General features: G+C 34.2%; 14 protein-coding genes and 3 rRNA genes. All 17 read left to right on the top strand.

The window, feature by feature from the left end:
• Position 1: 1 nt before the first annotated feature.
• Positions 2-1,132, top strand: a complete 1,131-nt coding sequence (nagA, locus tag JNUCC81_RS15300) for an N-acetylglucosamine-6-phosphate deacetylase (protein WP_454094255.1) — start codon at positions 2-4, stop codon at positions 1,130-1,132.
• Between the two features lie 17 nt (positions 1,133-1,149).
• Entirely contained in the window at positions 1,150-1,899 is a 750-nt protein-coding gene (nagB, locus tag JNUCC81_RS15295; protein ID WP_454094254.1) for a glucosamine-6-phosphate deaminase, read from the top strand.
• A gap of 332 nt (positions 1,900-2,231) precedes the next feature.
• Positions 2,232-3,167, top strand: a complete 936-nt coding sequence (locus tag JNUCC81_RS15290; RefSeq protein WP_454094253.1) for an ABC transporter substrate-binding protein — start codon at positions 2,232-2,234, stop codon at positions 3,165-3,167.
• 133 nt (positions 3,168-3,300) lie between these two features.
• Complete coding sequence (locus JNUCC81_RS15285) at positions 3,301-4,314, top strand: FecCD family ABC transporter permease (RefSeq protein WP_454094252.1); 1,014 nt, start codon at positions 3,301-3,303, stop codon at positions 4,312-4,314.
• Positions 4,315-4,323: 9 nt separating this feature from the next.
• Complete coding sequence (locus JNUCC81_RS15280; protein ID WP_454094251.1) at positions 4,324-5,331, top strand: FecCD family ABC transporter permease; 1,008 nt, start codon at positions 4,324-4,326, stop codon at positions 5,329-5,331.
• Between the two features lie 15 nt (positions 5,332-5,346).
• Positions 5,347-6,129, top strand: a complete 783-nt coding sequence (locus tag JNUCC81_RS15275; RefSeq protein ID WP_208333103.1) for an ABC transporter ATP-binding protein — start codon at positions 5,347-5,349, stop codon at positions 6,127-6,129.
• Between the two features lie 11 nt (positions 6,130-6,140).
• Complete coding sequence (locus tag JNUCC81_RS15270; protein WP_454094250.1) at positions 6,141-7,481, top strand: MATE family efflux transporter; 1,341 nt, start codon at positions 6,141-6,143, stop codon at positions 7,479-7,481.
• A gap of 97 nt (positions 7,482-7,578) precedes the next feature.
• Positions 7,579-8,271 (top strand): YczE/YyaS/YitT family protein, encoded by a 693-nt coding sequence (locus JNUCC81_RS15265; protein WP_454094249.1) that lies wholly within the window; start codon positions 7,579-7,581, stop codon positions 8,269-8,271.
• 324 nt (positions 8,272-8,595) lie between these two features.
• The gene (locus tag JNUCC81_RS15260) at positions 8,596-9,135 is read left to right on the top strand and encodes a helix-turn-helix domain-containing protein (RefSeq protein ID WP_042277796.1); all 540 of its coding nucleotides are present in this window, start codon (positions 8,596-8,598) and stop codon (positions 9,133-9,135) included.
• 17 nt (positions 9,136-9,152) lie between these two features.
• On the top strand, positions 9,153-10,196 hold the full coding sequence (gene potA / locus JNUCC81_RS15255) for a spermidine/putrescine ABC transporter ATP-binding protein (protein ID WP_454094248.1): 1,044 nt from the start codon (positions 9,153-9,155) through the stop codon (positions 10,194-10,196).
• Position 10,197: 1 nt separating this feature from the next.
• Entirely contained in the window at positions 10,198-11,034 is an 837-nt protein-coding gene (locus tag JNUCC81_RS15250) for an ABC transporter permease (RefSeq protein WP_454094247.1), read from the top strand.
• A 104-nt stretch (positions 11,035-11,138) separates the two neighbouring features.
• Complete coding sequence (locus JNUCC81_RS15245) at positions 11,139-11,813, top strand: ABC transporter permease (RefSeq protein ID WP_286184065.1); 675 nt, start codon at positions 11,139-11,141, stop codon at positions 11,811-11,813.
• Positions 11,813-12,865: an ABC transporter substrate-binding protein gene (locus tag JNUCC81_RS15240; protein ID WP_454094246.1), complete on the top strand. Its 1,053-nt coding sequence runs from the start codon at positions 11,813-11,815 to the stop codon at positions 12,863-12,865. Before JNUCC81_RS15245 ends, JNUCC81_RS15240 begins: the two co-directional genes overlap by 1 nt.
• Positions 12,866-12,967: 102 nt before the next feature.
• Positions 12,968-13,618 carry a glycoside hydrolase family 73 protein gene (locus JNUCC81_RS15235; RefSeq protein ID WP_454094245.1) on the top strand — a complete coding sequence of 217 codons (651 nt, stop codon included), beginning with the start codon at positions 12,968-12,970 and terminating at the stop codon, positions 13,616-13,618.
• 248 nt (positions 13,619-13,866) lie between these two features.
• Positions 13,867-15,369, top strand: a 16S ribosomal RNA gene (locus JNUCC81_RS15230).
• A 307-nt stretch (positions 15,370-15,676) separates the two neighbouring features.
• A 23S ribosomal RNA gene (locus tag JNUCC81_RS15225) occupies positions 15,677-18,578 on the top strand.
• A gap of 65 nt (positions 18,579-18,643) precedes the next feature.
• Positions 18,644-18,760, top strand: a 5S ribosomal RNA gene (rrf, locus tag JNUCC81_RS15220).
• Together the 16S, 23S and 5S rRNA genes form the textbook arrangement of a ribosomal RNA operon.
• Position 18,761 lies beyond the last annotated feature (1 nt).

The raw sequence follows: 18,761 nt of genomic DNA, 5'->3' as shown, positions 1-18,761 counted from the left end.
TATGAAATGTATAGTTAATGGGAAGATAATATTAGAAAATAAAATATTAGAAGGTAAAGTATTGGTATTTGATGAAAAGATAGTGGATATAAGTGATGAGGTGCCTCAAGGATGTGAAATTATTGATGCTAAAGGACAATTTGTATCTCCAGGGTTTATAGATATACATATTCATGGGAATATGGGAAAAGACACAATGGATGCGACTGAAGAATCAGTTACAACTATAGCTAAATCTGTGGCTAGATACGGTGTAACATCATTTTTACCAACAACTATGACGATGGATAAAGAATCGATATATAATGCACTAGATGTTGTCAAAGAGTTAATGGGAAGTGGAGAAAGTAGAGCAGAAATATTAGGAGCTCATTTAGAAGGTCCATTTATACACCAAAAATATAAAGGTGCTCAAAATGAAACATTTATAGCAGAGCCAAGTTATGAATTTATTAAAAAGTATAAAGATGTAATAAAGGTAATAACTTATGCCCCAGAAAATGATGAAAACTATGAATTTACTAAAGAAGTAGTTAGAAATACAAATATAGCATTATCAATAGGACATAGTAAGTCAACATATAAACAAGCTATGGATGCTATAAACTTAGGAGCTAGGAATATAACTCATATGTTTAATGGTATGACACCTCTTAACCATAGAAATCCTGGTGTAGTAGGTGCAGCTCTTACAAGTAATGCATACTGTGAGATAATAGCAGATACAATCCATATAACTACAGATTTATTCCAGTTTATATTAGACAATAAAGGTGAAGATAAAATAATACTTATAACAGATTCTATAGAAGCTGGTGGACTTGAAGATGGAGAATATTCTTTAGGTGGTCAGAAAGTTGTAGTAAAAGATAGTCAAGCAAGACTAGAAAGTGGATCTTTAGCAGGGAGTGTAATGCCACTTAATAAAATGGTATATAATTTCTTAAACAATACGAATTTAGATGTAAGAAAAGTTGTAAAGCTTGCTTCATTAAATCCAGCTAAATCAATAGGTGTTGATAAAATTAAAGGAAGTATAGAGATTGGAAAAGATGCAGATATAGCTATATTTGATGAAAATATAAATTGTTATATGACGATAAACAAAGGAAACGTTATATTTAAAAAATAACATGTAGGGGGAAAAACATGAGAATATTAGTATGTAAAAACTATGAAGAAATGAGCAAAAAAGCAGCACAAATGATATTAAGCCAAGTTACATTAAAGCCAAATTCAGTTTTAGGATTAGCAACAGGCAGTACTCCTATGGGTATGTATAAAGAATTAGTAAATATGTATAAAAATAATGTTATAGATTTTAGTGAAGTAACTACATTTAATTTAGATGAATACTATCAACTACCTATAACTAATGACCAAAGTTATCACTATTTCATGCATGAAAATTTATTTAACCATATAAATGTAAAAAAAGAAAATATACACGTACCAAATGGTATGGTTAAAGATGTAGAAGCAGAATGCAACAGATACGATAACTTTATAAAGGAATCTGGTGGAATAGATATACAAGTTTTAGGTATAGGTCACAATGCTCATATAGGATTTAATGAACCAACTATAAACTTTGAAAGAGGAACTCATTTAGTTGACTTAAAGGAAAGTACAATAGAAGCTAATGCAAGATTTTTTGATAAGATAGAGGATGTTCCTAGAAAAGCTATAACAATGGGAACTGGATCAATATTTAAAGCTAGAAAAATAATGTTATTAGCTTGTGGAGAAGGTAAAGCAGACGCTATATACAACACTGTATATGGAAAAGTTATACCAGAAGTTCCAGCATCAATATTACAATTCCACAATGATATAGTACTAATATTAGATGAAGAAGCTGCAAGCAAATTAAATCAGGAAGATTATAAATTAGTTTAATATAAATATAAAAAGGCTATGGTGAAAGTAGTATTATTTAAATCTTATTGAAAATGGAATTAGATATGCTGAGAATACAAAACAAGGAGAAAGACTATTCCATCTGATGGAATGGAAAATTCTCAAAGTAATGCTAAATATAAAAGAAGAAGAACAATTATAAAGATAAAAAATAAAGCTAGATGTTAAATCTAGTTTTATTTTTATGTGTAAATTTGGTAAAATACAAAATTTTATAAAGATATTGACTAAATTTAAAGAGATGTTATAATAAAATACAGAAATGATAATTAATTTCAAGTATAAACGGAAAACAATTAGGAGGCAAATTCATGTTAAAGAAAAAATCATTAGCATTACTTTTGACATCAGTTTTAACAATGGGTGTTTTAAGTGGATGTTCAAGTAAAAGTATAAATGAATCTAGCAATGAAACAAGAAAGGTTCAAAGTGTAAAAGGAGAAGTTGAAATACCAGCTAATCCACAGAAAATAGTAGATATATCAGGATCTACAGAGGAATTATTAATATTAGATAAAAAACCAGTTGGATCATCAAATGTAGACTCTTATCAAACTGATAAATTTCCATCATACATAGAAAATAAATTAGAAGGAACAAAAATAGTTGGTCACTCTATGATGGATACTATGGATATGGAAGCTATATTATCATTAAATCCAGATTTAATAATAATGAGTCAAAGACAAGAAAAAATATATGACCAATTAAAAGAAATTGCTCCAGTAGTTATGATGAAAGATTATGCAAATGATTGGAGAACTAAGCTAGTTGACGTATCTAAATTATTTGACCAAGAAAACATTGCAAATGATTGGTTAAAAAAATATGATGAAAAAGCACAAAAAATGGGTAAAGAAGTAATAGCTAAAAATGGAAATAAATCATACTTACCAGTACTATCAACAACAGGAAGCTTCATGGTATTTAGTGATGCAGGTATAGGAACTATAATTAATGAAGATATGAAGTTAGCTAGACCAGAAAACATGCCAAAGCAAGATGGTATAACATTACCAACTGTTACTATGGAAGGTTTAACTAAAATAGATTCAGACCATATAGTAGCAATAGCTACTGAATCTGATAAAAAAGATTTAGATAAAAGTAGTGTATGGTCACAAGTAAGAGCTGTTAAAGAAGGCAATGCAACAATACTTGATGCTATACCATACTTTACTCAATGCTATAACCCAATAGGAAGAGAAATGTTATTAGAGCCAATGATGGAAGCTTTAACAAAATAATTGATTAATACAGGTGTGAGATAATGTATACATTTTTCACACCTTATTTTATATTTAAGAGATTTTATGAAATAGAAATAAATGGGTATATGAGAAAATTTAATTTTAAGCTAATAAAGTTTTGGAGGAAAATATGGTTAAGTTGAATAAAAAGAAAAAAGCATATTTGTTAATTGTTTTTGGTCTTATCATTCTTGCATTAGGAATTTTATTATCAATATCCCTAGGTGCAAATGATATGAGTTTTAAGACAACTATACAAAGCTTATTCTCATCAAATATTGATATAAATACAAATATAGTTAAAGATATAAGATTACCAAGAGCAATAGCTGCAGTATTGGTAGGAGGATTTTTAGCAGTATCCGGTGCTATAATGCAGGGTATAACTAGAAATCCGATTGCAGATCCATCTGTTATGGGTATAACTCAAGGAGCCACATTTACAATAGCAATAGCATTAGTATTACAAGTACTAATTCCTGGATTTGCATTAGGAAGTTTTGGTCTTATGATATTTGCATTTTTAGGAGCAAGTATTAGTGGTTTATTAGTTTATTTTGTAAGTTCTAAATCAAGAGGTAAAGTTGATCCTGTAAAGCTTGCTTTAGCAGGAACTGCCCTAGGTACATTATTAGTGTCATTAGCAATGGCAGTATCAATGTATTTTAATTTATCACAACAGTTAAGTTTTTGGATAGCAGGTGGTCTTACAAGTGCTAAATGGGAAGGTGTTAAATTACTCTTCATAGTAGGAGGAGTATCCACTATATTAGCTATGGTAATGGCACCTAAGATAACTATACTAAGTTTAGGAGAAGAAGTAGCTATAGGACTTGGACAAAATACAAACTTAGTAAGATTTATATGTTTATTATTAGTTATACTATTAGCTGGTTCATCAGTGGCTGTTGCTGGAAATATAGTGTTTGTCGGTCTTATAGTACCTCAAATTGTTAAAGCAATAGTTGGAGCTGATTATAAGTATATAATTCCTTGTTCTTTAGTATTAGGAGCAATATTGTTAGTATATAGTGATATTATGGCTAGAATGATAAATCCACCATTTGAAACACCAATAGGTTCATTAACTGCACTTTTAGGAGTTCCAGTATTTATATATCTTGTAAGAAAGGAAACTAAATAGACTATGAAAATGAACAAAAATAAAAAATTTTTACTTATAAGTGCAATTTTAATAGTATTAATATTTATTACGTTTTTAGTAAGTTTAAACTTAGGTTCATTTGCTATAAGTCCAGAGGATGTTATAAAAACATTAATTGGACAAGGGCAAAGAAATCATGAAATAGCTATATTTAAACTAAGACTACCGAGAATCGTAATGGCTATATTAGTAGGTACTTCGCTTGCAACAGCAGGAACAATACTTCAAGGTGTAACAAAAAATGATTTGGCGGACTCGGGTATACTAGGTATAAACTCAGGAGCAGCATTATTTGTAGTAGTATACATATTTTTAATGAATGGGAATGTATATGATGGAGTTAGTGATTTTACGATATTTACAATGCCAATAGTAGCACTAGGTGGTGCTTTATTTGGAGCGTTTTTAATATATATTTTAGCTTGGAAAAATGGTATAAGTTCATCGCGATTATTACTAATAGGAATAGGAATAAATGTAGCATTTACATCTATTCTAACAATATTCCAATTGAAGTTTACAACACAAGAATTTAATAGAGTTATGGCATGGACATCAGGAAGTATATGGGGAACTAGCTGGAAGTACGTACTTGCAGTTTTACCATTTATATTACTATTTATGGTAATTACTATTTATAAAGCCAGATACTTAGATGTAATAAACCTAGGTGATGAGATATCTACAGGACTTGGAATAAATGTTGAAAAGGAAAGAAGAAAATTAATTGTTTATGCAGTTATATTATCTGGAGTTGCTACATCAGTAGCAGGTAGTATAGCATTTTTAGGTTTAGTTTCACCTCATATTGCAAGAAAATTAGTTGGTCCTAAACATAAAAAACTAATACCAACAGCAGCACTTATAGGAACATTAATATTATTAGTTTCTGATACTATATCAAGAAATTTATTAGCACCAATAGAGATACCTGTAGGTATAGTAGTATCTATAATTGGTGTACCGTATTTTATCTATTTAATGTTATCAAACTAGAAAGAGGGAATAAATATGAATTGTATAACTACGAAAAATTTGAATATAAGTTATGGAAATATAGATATTGTTAAAGATTTAAATTTAAAAATACCTAAAGGTAAAATAACTACAATAATAGGTGCAAATGGATGTGGGAAATCTACTATATTAAAAACAATAGGTAGAATTATAAATCCTAAAAGTGGAAATATTTACGTAAACGATAAGGATATACACAAACAAAACCCAAAAGATTTAGCTAAAGAAATGGCAGTACTTCCTCAAAGTCCTCAAGCACCAAGTGGATTAACTGTTGAAGAATTAATTTCTTATGGAAGATTTCCACATCAAAGTGGATTTGGAAAAGCTAAAAAAGAAGATAAAGACATTGTAAAGTGGGCTTTAGAGGTAACAGGTATTTTAGAGTTTAAGGATAGAGATATAGATGATTTATCAGGTGGACAAAGACAGAGAGCTTGGATAGCTATGGCTTTAGCTCAAGAAACGGATATACTTTTACTTGATGAGCCAACTACATATTTAGATTTAGCTCATCAACTTGAAATTTTAAAATTATTAGAAGAATTAAATAAAAAAGAAGGAAGAACCATTGTCATGGTTATACATGAACTTAATAATGCTGCTAGGTTTGCCGATCATATGATAGGCGTTAAAAAAGGCAAAATAGTATGTGAAGGTAGTGCTAATCAGGTTATGACAAAAGAAAATCTTAGAGAAATATTTAATATAGATGCAGAAATTGTTAAAGACCCAAGGACACAAAGACCAGTATGTATAACGTATGATATGGTTTAAAAGGTGAAAAAGTGGACAATCAAGAATCATTAAGATATGAAAGTATAAGTAATTTATTAATAAAATACTCAGTACCTGCAATACTTGCAATGATGGTAACATCTCTTTATAACACTGTGGATAGAGCCTTTATAGGTTCTATTGAAGGTGTAGGTGCACTTGCTATATCTGGTCTTGGGGTTACTATGCCAATATTTACAATAATAGTAGGTTTTGGGGTTTTAATTGCAGTTGGAGGAAGTACTAATATTTCCATAAAGCTTGGTGAACAAGACAAAGAAAATGCAGAAAAAGTGTTAGGAAATACATTGATGTTAGCAATTATTATATCTTTGATAGTAGTGATAGTAGGCATCTTATTTATAGATAAAATACTTTACCTATTTGGTGCAAGTGAGCATACAATTTCTTATGCAAGGGATTATATAGGAGTTATATTTTTAGGAACACCATTTAATTTAATTGCATTTTGTTTAAATAGCGCAATTAGAGCAGAAGGTAACCCTAAATTAGCTGCTAAGACTATGATAGTAGGATGTATATTAAATGTAATATTAGACCCTATGTTTATATTTGTATTTGGTTTAGGTATAAAGGGAGCAGCTATAGCTACAGTACTGTGTCAAATAATAATATCAATATGGGTATTAAGCTATTTCTTAAGAAAAAAATCAAGCGTAGAGCTAAAAAAATCAAATATTAAAATGGATTTTAAAATAGTAAAGGTAATTATATCAGTAGGTTTAGCACCTTTTTTAATGGAAATGGCAACTGGATTAATACATGTAATAAGCAATAATGCCTTAAAAGTGTATGGAGGAGATTTTGCAATAGGGGCAATGACTTGTGTAACCTCTATATATCTTTTATTTATGATGCCTGTGTTTGGGTTAAGCCAAGGGATGCAAACTATAATAGCATATAATTATGGAGCTAAGCAGTATGATAGAAGTAAAAAAGCATTAATTTTAGCAATAATAACGGCTATATTTATATTGACGACTGGATTTATACTGATAAAAGTATTTCCAGAATTCTTTATAAGTATATTTAATAAAGATAAATCGCTTATAGATTTAGCTAAAAAAGGTATAAATATAAATTTATTTGCGATGCCTATAGTTTCTATAGCTATAATTGGTCCAGTATATTTCCAATCTATAGGAAAAGTTAAGCAATCAATGTTTTTAACATTACTTAGACAATTTATAATATTAGTGCCATTAATATTAACATTACCGAGAATTTTAGGACTAGATGGAGTATGGATATCGCAACCAATAGCAGATATAATGGCGGTTATTATAGTTAGTCTATTCTTATTTAAAGAATTTAAATCTCAAGCTAAATAATAACAAGATAAATAAGTTGTTTTAACTAGTTATTATTACAATGATACTGTATTATAATAGATGACTAGATTGTTGGATAAAAATGGAGGGATAGATATTGTTGAGTAAAATTATATTGAAGGGATTAAGACTCTTTGCAGGATTTTTTATGTGTGCTTATGGAACTATATGTATTATAAATTCTAGCCTAGGTGCTGCACCTTGGGATGTGTTTCATCAAGGAGTATCATATAGAACAGGCATAACTATAGGTACAGCGAGTATTATAGTTGGACTACTTATTGTAATTATAGATGCATTACTTGGAGAAAAAATAGGTATCGCTACTGTATTAAATATGATATTCATTGGGATTTTTATGGATATAATAGTTTTTAATAATATGGCACCGTTGCCAAATAATAAAATAATAGGATTTGCCACATTAATAATAGGATTAATATTTTTATCTGTTGGAACCGTATTTTATATGGGATGTGGACTTGGTAGTGGTCCGAGAGATGGTTTAATGGTTGCTCTTCAAAAGAAGACAAAAAAACCAGTAAAACTAATAAGAGGATGTATAGAACTAGGAGCTTTATTAGTTGGAGTTATTTTAGGAGGAAAAACTGGAGTAGGAACAATTATAGCTGCTTTAAGCCTAGGATATATTATGCAAATAGTATTTAAAATATTTAAATTCGATTCTTCTAAAATTAATCACAAGTCTATTGAAGATAATATAATAGGAATTAGAAAATATTTAAATAGAGAAAATAATATGACAGAAGAAATAGTTGAAAACGAATAACCAAAAAATAACATCTTTGAATAAAGATGTTATTTTTTATATATAAAAATACTAAAAAAATATATAAATTAATTTTTATTATTTTATAAATTAATTTATATAAATTAGGGATACTAAACTTTATAAATATTAATATAAACACAATTACTAGGAGATATTAGACAAAGTGTTTAAAATACTAGTTTTTATATATGAAAATAAAAAATAAAAAAATAACTAAAATCTATTGAATTATAGTATGAATTTTTATATAATAAATTTTGTTGTTTAGAAATTTTAAACATAGTGTTTAGTTATAATAACAAAACCTTAGGAGGTGGAACTATGGATATCGGTGAAAAAATAAAACGAATGAGAATAGAAAAGCAACTGACCCAAGAAGAATTAGCAAATAGATGTGAGTTGTCTAAAGGGTTTATATCTCAATTAGAAAACAACTTAACATCACCATCCATTGCTACCCTTATAGATATACTTGAAATATTAGGTACAAATTTAAGGGAATTTTTTAATGAAATAGATGATGAAAGAATTTCTTTCACAAAAGATGATATGTTTGAAACAGAAGACGAGGATTTAAAATACACATTTACATGGCTAATACCAAATTCACAAAAAAATGAAATGGAACCTGTAATAATAACTTTATATCCTGGTGGGCAATATAAAGAAGAAAAACCACATGAGGGAGAAGAATTCGGATATGTACTTGCTGGAGCTATATATTTACATATAGGTGACAAAAAAAGTAAAGTAAGAAAAGGTGAAAGTTTCTACTTTAAACCAAGAGCTAATCATTATATATCAAATGCAGGAAAAACTACAGCGAAGGTAATTTGGGTGAGTACGCCACCGTCATTCTAGAGAAGAGGTGTTAACAATTGGTAGAAAATATAATAGAATTACACAACATATCTAAAACATACGATGATAACACAGTTTTAGATAAATTAAGTTTAGATATAAAGAAAAATGAGTTTTTGACATTACTAGGACCAAGTGGATGTGGTAAAACTACAACTTTAAAAATAATAGCAGGTTTTGAATACGCAGATGAAGGTCAAGTTTTATTTGAAGGTAAGGAAATGAACAACCTTCCTCCATATGAAAGACAAGTAAATACAGTATTCCAAAAGTACGCGTTATTTCCACATATGAATATTTACGAAAATATAGCATTTGGTCTTAAGATTAAGAAAATGCCAAAGGAAGAAATAGATAAAAAAGTAAAAGAGATGTTAAAACTAGTTGCATTAGAAGGTTTTGAAAATAGAAAGGTTGATTCTTTAAGTGGTGGTCAACAACAAAGAATTGCTATAGCTAGAGCATTAGTAAATGAACCTAAAGTTCTTTTACTAGATGAGCCTTTAGGAGCACTAGATTTAAAATTAAGACAAGAAATGCAAATAGAGTTAAAAAGAATGCAACAGAAATTAGGAATAACTTTTATATTCGTAACTCATGACCAAGAAGAAGCACTAAGTATGTCAGACACTATAATAGTTATGAACAAAGGAAAAATTCAGCAAATGGGAACGCCAGAAGATATATATAATGAGCCAGAAAACTCATTTGTAGCTAGATTTATAGGTGAAAGTAATATATTTGATGGAGTTATGCTTGATGATTTTAAAGTAGTATTTTGTGATAAAGAGTTTGATTGTGTAGATAAAGGTTTTGAAAAAAATGAAGATATAGAAGTTGTAATAAGACCAGAAGATATAAAAATGGTTAATGCAGAAGATGGTATGTTAAAGGGAACAGTTACATCTACAGTATTTAAAGGAGTTCACTATGAAATAACAGTAAAAGAAGATGACAGAAGTTGGATACTTCATAATACTAAAAATGCTGAAATAGGCTCAATGCTTGGTATGGATATATATCCAGAAGATATTCATATTATGAGAAAAGTAGCTGAATAATATGAAGAAGAAGTCATTTTTAGCTTATCCATACGTAATATGGAGTGCAATATTCATAGTAATCCCTTTAATATTAGTAATATTTTTCAGTTTTAGCACAGAAGTAGATGGTAAATATGTATTTTCATTATCAAATTATAAAGAACTAATGGACCCAATATACTTTACAGTATTTTTTAGATCAATTATGTTAGCAGGAATAGCAACATTAGTATGCCTTATAGTTGGTTATCCAGTTGCTTATATAATCTCTAAAGCACCTATAAGTAAAAGAGGAACTTTAATATTATTATTTATTCTACCAATGTGGATGAATTTCCTTTTAAGAACTTATGCTTGGGTAGCGATACTAGGTAAAAATGGTTTATTAAATTCTTTCCTTGGATTGTTTGGAGTGGAGCCAATAAGTATTTTATATACTAATTTTGCAATACTTCTTGGGATGGTATATAACTTCTTACCATTTATGGTATTACCAATATTTACATCGTTATCAAAAATGGATAATGATTTAGTTAATGCAGCACATGACTTAGGAGCAAATAAATTCCAAGTTTTCACAAAAGTTATTTTCCCACTTAGTCTACCAGGAGTTATATCTGGGATAACAATGGTATTTATGCCAGCAGTTACAACATTTGCTATATCAAGACTATTAGGTGGCGGTAAATTTATGTTACTTGGAGATTTAATAGAACAACAATTCACAGTAGTGGGAGATTGGAACTTCGGATCTGCTGTATCAATATTTATGATGATAGTTATATTAATATCTATGGCTATTATGGCTAAGTTTGAAGATGAATCAGACAAGGAAGGCGGTGGGTTATTATTTTAAAGTTAAGAAAATCAATATCTAATATATATTTATTTTTAGTGTTTATATTTTTATATGCACCAATATTTGCATTAGTTGTATTTTCATTTAATGATTCTAAATCAATGGCTCACTGGGGCGGATTTACATTTAAATGGTATGAAAGACTAATTCATAATGAAAGTATTATGAGCGCTTTATATTATACAATTATAGTAGCATTAATTTCATCTATAATAGCTACAATAGTTGGAACGATAAGTGCAATAGGGATACATAAAATGAAAAGCAAAAATAGAAAGTTAATGCTAAACATTAACTATCTACCAGTATTAAACCCAGATATAGTTACAGCAGTAGCACTTATGAGTTTATTTGTATTTTTAAATGTAGAATTTGGATTTACTACTATGCTTTTAGCTCACATAATGTTTAATATACCATATGTAATACTATCTGTTTTACCTAGAGTAAAGCAATTACCACAAAATATTGAAGAAGCAGCTATGGATTTAGGAGCAAAACCTATATATGCTCTTAGAAAAGTAATACTTCCTCAAATAAAACCAGGTATAATATCTGGATTTTTAATTGCTTTTACTATGTCTATAGATGATTTCATAATAAGTTTCTTTAATACAGGAAATGGTGTTAGTAATCTTTCTATAGAGATATATGGTATGGCTAGAAGAGGTATAAAACCTGAAATAAATGCATTATCAACTATAATGTTCATCGTAGTTTTAGGTTTACTTTTACTATCAAATAAAAAACAATCTATAGTAAGAGGTGAGAAGTAATGGCTATATCAAAAAAAATAATATCACTTTTAACTATTACTGGATTAAGCTTAGGACTTACAGTGGGGTGTGGTAAGAGCAATGAATCAAAAAATGTTCTTAGTGTATATAATGTCGGAGATTATATAGACGAAAGCCTTATAGGAAAATTTGAAGAAGAGACAGGAATAGAAGTACAATATGAAACTTATGATACAAATGAAATGATGTATCAAAAAGTAAAAAGTGGGAGCACAAGCTATGACTTAGTTTTCCCATCTGACTATATGGTAGAAAAGATGAAAAGTGAGAAGCTTCTTCAAAAAATAGATTTTAAAAATATACCGAACTTTAAATATATAGATAAAAATTTCAAAAATCCTATATATGATGAAACTAATGAATATAGTGTACCTTACATGTGGGGAACATTTGGGATTTTATATAATAAAAAAATGGTAGATGAACCAGTAAATAGCTGGGATATACTTTGGAATCCTAAGTATAAAAGTAATATAATGATGTTTGACTCTGTAAGAGACACTATGGGAATAGCACTTAAAAAACTTGGATATAGTATGAACACTACTGATCCAAAAGAAATAAATGAAGCAAAAGAGCTTCTTATGAAGCAAAAAGACTTAGTATTAGCATATGTAAATGATGAAGGAAAAGATAGATTACTTGGAGAAGAAGCTGCAATGGGTATAATATACTCAGGAGATGCAGTAACTTTAATGGAAGAAAATCCTAATCTAGAATATTCAATACCAAAAGAAGGTAGTAATAAGTGGGTTGATGCAATGTGCATACCAACTACAGCAAAGCATAAAAAAGAAGCAGAAATGTTTATAAACTTTTTATTAGACCCTGAAAATGCCAAGGTAAATGCAGAATATATAGGTTACTCAATACCTAATACAGGAGCATTAGAATTATTAGATGAAGAAATAACAAGTAACCCAGTGGCATATCCTTCACAGGATGTACTTGATAAGTCTGAGACATTTATAGATATCGGTAATGATATAAAAATATATGATAGAGCATGGATAGAATTAAAATCAAAATAAAAAAGAGTAGAATATTCTACTCTTTTTTATTTTGCTATAATATAAATTATATAGGAAGTATTTTTTGAATTACAAAATTAGTAATATATTTAGGGGGAATCTATGGGGAAGAAGAAAATAAAACACCTTGGAAAAAACAAAAGAATAAAAAATAGAATTAAATTTGTTTCTAACAAGATATTGATTACAATAGGTGTATTATTAAGTATATATGCGATTTTTAATTTGACAAAGGATATAGAAGATGTAAAAGATAAAGAAGAAGTAAGTATTACGCTAGAACAAAATGATTTTATAAAAAAAATCGAGTCTGGGGCTAAAAAAAACTATAAAAAGTATAAAATATTGCCATCTATAACAGTAGCTCAAGCTATACTAGAATCAGGATGGGGAGAATCAGAATTAGCGAAGAAGAGTAATAATTTGTTTGGTATAAAAGCGGATAATAGTTGGGATGGTGAGTTTGTAGAGGTAAGTACTTTAGAAAATCATAATGATAAAATAAATGCAAAGTTTAGAAAGTATAATCATGTTGATGATTCTATATATGATCATGGAAAATTTTTAGAAGAAAATAAGAGATATGAAGAAAATGGATTGTTTAAAGCTAAGAACTACAAAGATCAAGCTCAAGCTTTAGAAGATGCGGGTTATAGTACAAAGAAAGATAAAAAAGGCAACCCTGTTTATGCTGATGTACTTATAAGTGTGATAAAACGTTATAATTTACAGAAATTAGACTATAAAATATAGATAGTAGAATAAAATAATTTGAACAAAATACGACAAAAATAAAAAAAGTTTTACAAAAAGTGTTGACGATATATTTTTAAGGTGATATAGTATTACTTGTCCAAGAGATAAGGACGAAACAAAAAAGTAAGCGCCGATACAGTCGCTTAAAATGAACTTTGAAAATTAAACAGTAGGTTAATTTATAGAATTTGAAACAACCAAACAAAGCCAGATATATAACAGTATCTGAGCCCAAGTCAAAACTTATATTTAAGAGTTTGATCCTGGCTCAGGATGAACGCTGGCGGCGTGCCTAACACATGCAAGTCGAGCGATTTCCTTCGGGAAAGAGCGGCGGACGGGTGAGTAACGCGTGGGTAACCTGCCCTGTACACACGGATAACATACCGAAAGGTATGCTAATACGGGATAACATGAGAGAGTCGCATGGCTTTCTTATCAAAGCTCCGGCGGTACAGGATGGACCCGCGTCTGATTAGCTAGTTGGTAAGGTAACGGCTTACCAAGGCGACGATCAGTAGCCGACCTGAGAGGGTGATCGGCCACATTGGAACTGAGACACGGTCCAAACTCCTACGGGAGGCAGCAGTGGGGAATATTGCACAATGGGCGAAAGCCTGATGCAGCAACGCCGCGTGAGCGATGAAGGCCTTCGGGTCGTAAAGCTCTGTCCTCAAGGAAGATAATGACGGTACTTGAGGAGGAAGCCCCGGCTAACTACGTGCCAGCAGCCGCGGTAATACGTAGGGGGCTAGCGTTATCCGGAATTACTGGGCGTAAAGGGTGCGTAGGTGGTTTCTTAAGTCAGAGGTGAAAGGCTACGGCTCAACCGTAGTAAGCCTTTGAAACTGAGAAACTTGAGTGCAGGAGAGGAGAGTAGAATTCCTAGTGTAGCGGTGAAATGCGTAGATATTAGGAGGAATACCAGTTGCGAAGGCGGCTCTCTGGACTGTAACTGACACTGAGGCACGAAAGCGTGGGGAGCAAACAGGATTAGATACCCTGGTAGTCCACGCCGTAAACGATGAGTACTAGCTGTCGGAGGTTACCCCCTTCGGTGGCGCAGCTAACGCATTAAGTACTCCGCCTGGGAAGTACGCTCGCAAGAGTGAAACTCAAAGGAATTGACGGGGACCCGCACAAGTAGCGGAGCATGTGGTTTAATTCGAAGCAACGCGAAGAACCTTACCTAAGCTTGACATCCTTTTGACCTCTCCCTAATCGGAGATTTCCCTTCGGGGACAGAAGTGACAGGTGGTGCATGGTTGTCGTCAGCTCGTGTCGTGAGATGTTGGGTTAAGTCCCGCAACGAGCGCAACCCTTGCCTTTAGTTGCCAGCATTAAGTTGGGCACTCTAGAGGGACTGCCAGGGATAACCTGGAGGAAGGTGGGGATGACGTCAAATCATCATGCCCCTTATGCTTAGGGCTACACACGTGCTACAATGGGTGGTACAGAGGGCAGCCAAGTCGTGAGGCGGAGCTAATCCCTTAAAGCCATTCTCAGTTCGGATTGTAGGCTGAAACTCGCCTACATGAAGCTGGAGTTACTAGTAATCGCAGATCAGAATGCTGCGGTGAATGCGTTCCCGGGTCTTGTACACACCGCCCGTCACACCACGGAAGTTGGGGGCGCCCGAAGCCGGTTTGCTAACCTTTTGGAAGCGGCCGTCGAAGGTGAAATCAATAACTGGGGTGAAGTCGTAACAAGGTAGCCGTATCGGAAGGTGCGGCTGGATCACCTCCTTTCTAAGGAGAATTGCCTACTGTTTAATTTTGAGAGTTCATTAGAACATCTCAAAAATAGGGCGTAGCCCGAAATATTACTTTGAGTAACGGATGTTATTGAACGTATGTGAAATAATATCGTTGACAAAGTGCGTTAGTACCTTGAAAACTGCATAACATTTAGTGATATGACATCATTTTATATATATGAAGAAGATAACTTCTAAAAATATCGACGACACGATAAGTCATTAAAATATCAACTTTGAGTAACGTAATAAACTGAGTGAATACGAAGTTTGTTCGTTGACGAAACACTTTAATAACTGGTCAAGTTATTAAGGGTGCAGGGCGGATGCCTTGGCACTAGGAGCCGATGAAGGACGCGATAAGCTGCGATAAGCTTCGGGGAGTTGCACGTAAACTTTGATCCGAAGATTTCCGAATGAGGAAACTCACTTAGAGTAATGTCTAAGTATCGTTAAGTGAATACATAGCTTAGCGAGGGGAACTCGGGGAACTGAAACATCTAAGTACCCGGAGGAAAAGAAAGAAATTCGATTCCGTAAGTAGCGGCGAGCGAACGCGGAACAGGCCAAACCAATGAAGTTTTCTTTGTTGGGGTTGCGGACATATCATAAACGAAGAGGCTATTGTAGACGAAGAGAGTTGGAAAGCTCCGCTATAAAGTGTAACAGCCACGTAGTCAAAACGAGAAGACTTCAGATATGATCCAGAGTACCACGGGACACGTGAAACCCTGTGGGAAGCAGGAGGGACCATCCTCCAAGCCTAAATACTACCTAGTGACCGATAGCGCATAGTACCGTGAGGGAAAGGTGAAAAGAACCCCGGGAGGGGAGTGAAATAGAACCTGAAACCCTGCACTTACAAGCTGTGGGAGCACATTATTTGTGTGACCGCGTACTTTTTGTAGAACGGGCCAACGAGTTACGTTAAGTAGCAAGGTTAAGCACTTAAGGTGCGGAGCCGTAGCGAAAGCGAGTCTTAAATGGGCGCTTAAGTTACTTGACGTAGACCCGAAACCGGGCGACCTATCCATGAGCAGGTTGAAGCGAAAGTAAAATTTCGTGGAGGACCGAACCCACGAGCGTTGAAAAGCTCGGGGATGACTTGTGGATAGCGGTGAAATTCCAATCGAGCCCGGAGATAGCTGGTTCTCCCCGAAATAGCTTTAGGGCTAGCCTCAAGGTTGAGAGAAGCGGAGGTAGAGCACTGAATGTCCTAGGGGGTATTGCACTTACCGAAGACTATCAAACTCCGAATGCCGTATTCTTATACTTGGGAGTCAGACTGTGGGTGATAAGATTCATAGTCGAAAGGGCAACAGCCCAGATCGTCAGCTAAGGTCCCTAAATGTACGTTAAGTGGTAAAGGATGTGGGATTGCACAGACAACCAGGATGTTGGCTTAGAAGCAGCCACTCATTTAAAGAGTGCGTAATAGCTCACTGGTCGAGTGATCCTGCGCCGAAAATTTCCGGGGCTAAAACGTACTACCGAAGCTACGGCATCATTATGATGGGTAGGGGAGCTTCGTATGCAGGCTGAAGCGTGACCGTAAGGACACGTGGACAGTATACGAGTGAGAATGTTGGCATGAGTAGCGAGACGTGGGTGAGAATCCCACGGGCCGTAAACCCAAGGTTTCCAGGGGAAGGTTCGTCCGCCCTGGGTTAGTCGGGACCTAAGCCGAGGCCGAAAGGCGTAGGTGATGGACAACAGGTTGATATTCCTGTACCGCCAATAAACGCTTGAGAAATGGGATGACACAGTAGGATAAGCTAACCACACTGTTGGTTATGTGTGGCTAAGTACTGAGGCAGTCAAGATAGGCAAATCCGTCTTGATAATGCTGGGGTACGATGGGGAGCGAAATTTAGTAGCGAAGTAGCTGATTTCACACTGTCAAGAAAAGTCTCTATCGAGTTTAAAGGCGCCCGTACCTCAAACCGACACAGGTGGGTGAGGAGAGTATCCTAAGGCCAGCGAGAGAACTATTGTTAAGGAACTCGGCAAAATGACCCCGTAACTTAGGGAGAAGGGGTGCCATCCTTTGGATGGCCGCAGAGAATAGGCCCAAGCGACTGTTTACCAAAAACACAGGTTTCTGCTAAGTCGCAAGACGATGTATAGGAGCTGACGCCTGCCCGGTGCTGGAAGGTTAAGGGGATCTGTTAGAGCAATCGAAGCAGTGAACTTAAGCCCCAGTAAACGGCGGCCGTAACTATAACGGTCCTAAGGTAGCGAAATTCCTTGTCGGGTAAGTTCCGACCCGCACGAAAGGCGTAACGATTTGGGCACTGTCTCAACAATAGACTCGGTGAAATTGTAATCCCGGTGAAGATGCCGGGTACCTGCGACAGGACGGAAAGACCCCATGGAGCTTTACTGTAGCTTGACGTTGGGTCTTGGTACTACATGTACAGGATAGGTGGGAGACTTTGAAGCATGAACGCCAGTTTGTGTAGAGTCATCCTTGGGATACCACCCTTGTAGTACTGGGATCCTAACCAGAGGCCTTGAATCAGGTCTTGGGACACCGTCAGGTGGGCAGTTTGACTGGGGCGGTCGCCTCCCAAAGAGTAACGGAGGCGCTCAAAGGTTCTCTCAGTACGGTCGGAAATCGTACGAAGAGTGTAAAGGCAAAAGAGAGCTTGATTGCAAGACATACAGGTCGAGCAAGGACGAAAGTCGGACTTAGTGATCCGGTGGTTCCGCATGGAAGGGCCATCGCTCAACGGATAAAAGCTACCCTGGGGATAACAGGCTTATCTCCCCCAAGAGTCCACATCGACGGGGAGGTTTGGCACCTCGATGTCGGCTCATCACATCCTGGGGCTGTAGTAGGTCCCAAGGGTTGGGCTGTTCGCCCATTAAAGTGGTACGCGAGCTGGGTTCAGAACGTCGTGAGACAGTTCGGTCCCTATCCGTCGCAGGCGTAGGAAATTTGAGGAGACCTGTCCTTAGTACGAGAGGACCGGGATGGACGTACCTCTGGTGTACCAGTTGTTCTGCCAAGGGCATGGCTGGGTAGCTATGTACGGAATGGATAAGCGCTGAAAGCATCTAAGCGCGAAGCCAACTTCAAGATAAGATTTCCCACCGTAAGGGTAAGACCCCAGGAAGACTACCTGGTTGATAGGTCGAAGGTGTAAGTGCAGTAATGTATTTAGCTTATCGATACTAATAGGTCGAGGACTTGACCTCATTAAAATGACTAATATGTTAAATGTTTGCAGTTTTCAGAGTATTAACTCTAAAATAAAAGATTATGTGGTTACAATAGCAAAGAGGATACACCTGTTCCCATTCCGAACACAGAAGTTAAGCTCTTTAGCGCTGATGGTACTTGGTGGGCAACTGCCTGGGAGAGTAAGACGTAGCCACGTA

The organism is Faecalimicrobium sp. JNUCC 81 (assembly GCF_053667625.1).
Note: the sequence above shows the minus strand (reverse complement) of the source record. Positions and strands in the feature narration are given on the sequence as shown.

What these genes read in the sequence shown, in the direction of transcription:
- JNUCC81_RS15245 (WP_286184065.1), top strand. Translation starts at nt 11,139, where the DNA reads ATGGCTCACTGGGGCGGATTTACATTTAAATGGTATGAAAGACTAATT.
- JNUCC81_RS15275 (WP_208333103.1), top strand. Translation starts at nt 5,347, where the DNA reads ATGAATTGTATAACTACGAAAAATTTGAATATAAGTTATGGAAATATA.
- nagA (WP_454094255.1), top strand. Translation starts at nt 2, where the DNA reads ATGAAATGTATAGTTAATGGGAAGATAATATTAGAAAATAAAATATTA.
- JNUCC81_RS15290 (WP_454094253.1), top strand. Translation starts at nt 2,232, where the DNA reads ATGTTAAAGAAAAAATCATTAGCATTACTTTTGACATCAGTTTTAACA.
- JNUCC81_RS15235 (WP_454094245.1), top strand. Translation starts at nt 12,968, where the DNA reads ATGGGGAAGAAGAAAATAAAACACCTTGGAAAAAACAAAAGAATAAAA.
- JNUCC81_RS15260 (WP_042277796.1), top strand. Translation starts at nt 8,596, where the DNA reads ATGGATATCGGTGAAAAAATAAAACGAATGAGAATAGAAAAGCAACTG.
- nagB (WP_454094254.1), top strand. Translation starts at nt 1,150, where the DNA reads ATGAGAATATTAGTATGTAAAAACTATGAAGAAATGAGCAAAAAAGCA.
- JNUCC81_RS15240 (WP_454094246.1), top strand. Translation starts at nt 11,813, where the DNA reads ATGGCTATATCAAAAAAAATAATATCACTTTTAACTATTACTGGATTA.
- JNUCC81_RS15285 (WP_454094252.1), top strand. Translation starts at nt 3,301, where the DNA reads ATGGTTAAGTTGAATAAAAAGAAAAAAGCATATTTGTTAATTGTTTTT.
- JNUCC81_RS15280 (WP_454094251.1), top strand. Translation starts at nt 4,324, where the DNA reads ATGAACAAAAATAAAAAATTTTTACTTATAAGTGCAATTTTAATAGTA.
- JNUCC81_RS15250 (WP_454094247.1), top strand. Translation starts at nt 10,198, where the DNA reads ATGAAGAAGAAGTCATTTTTAGCTTATCCATACGTAATATGGAGTGCA.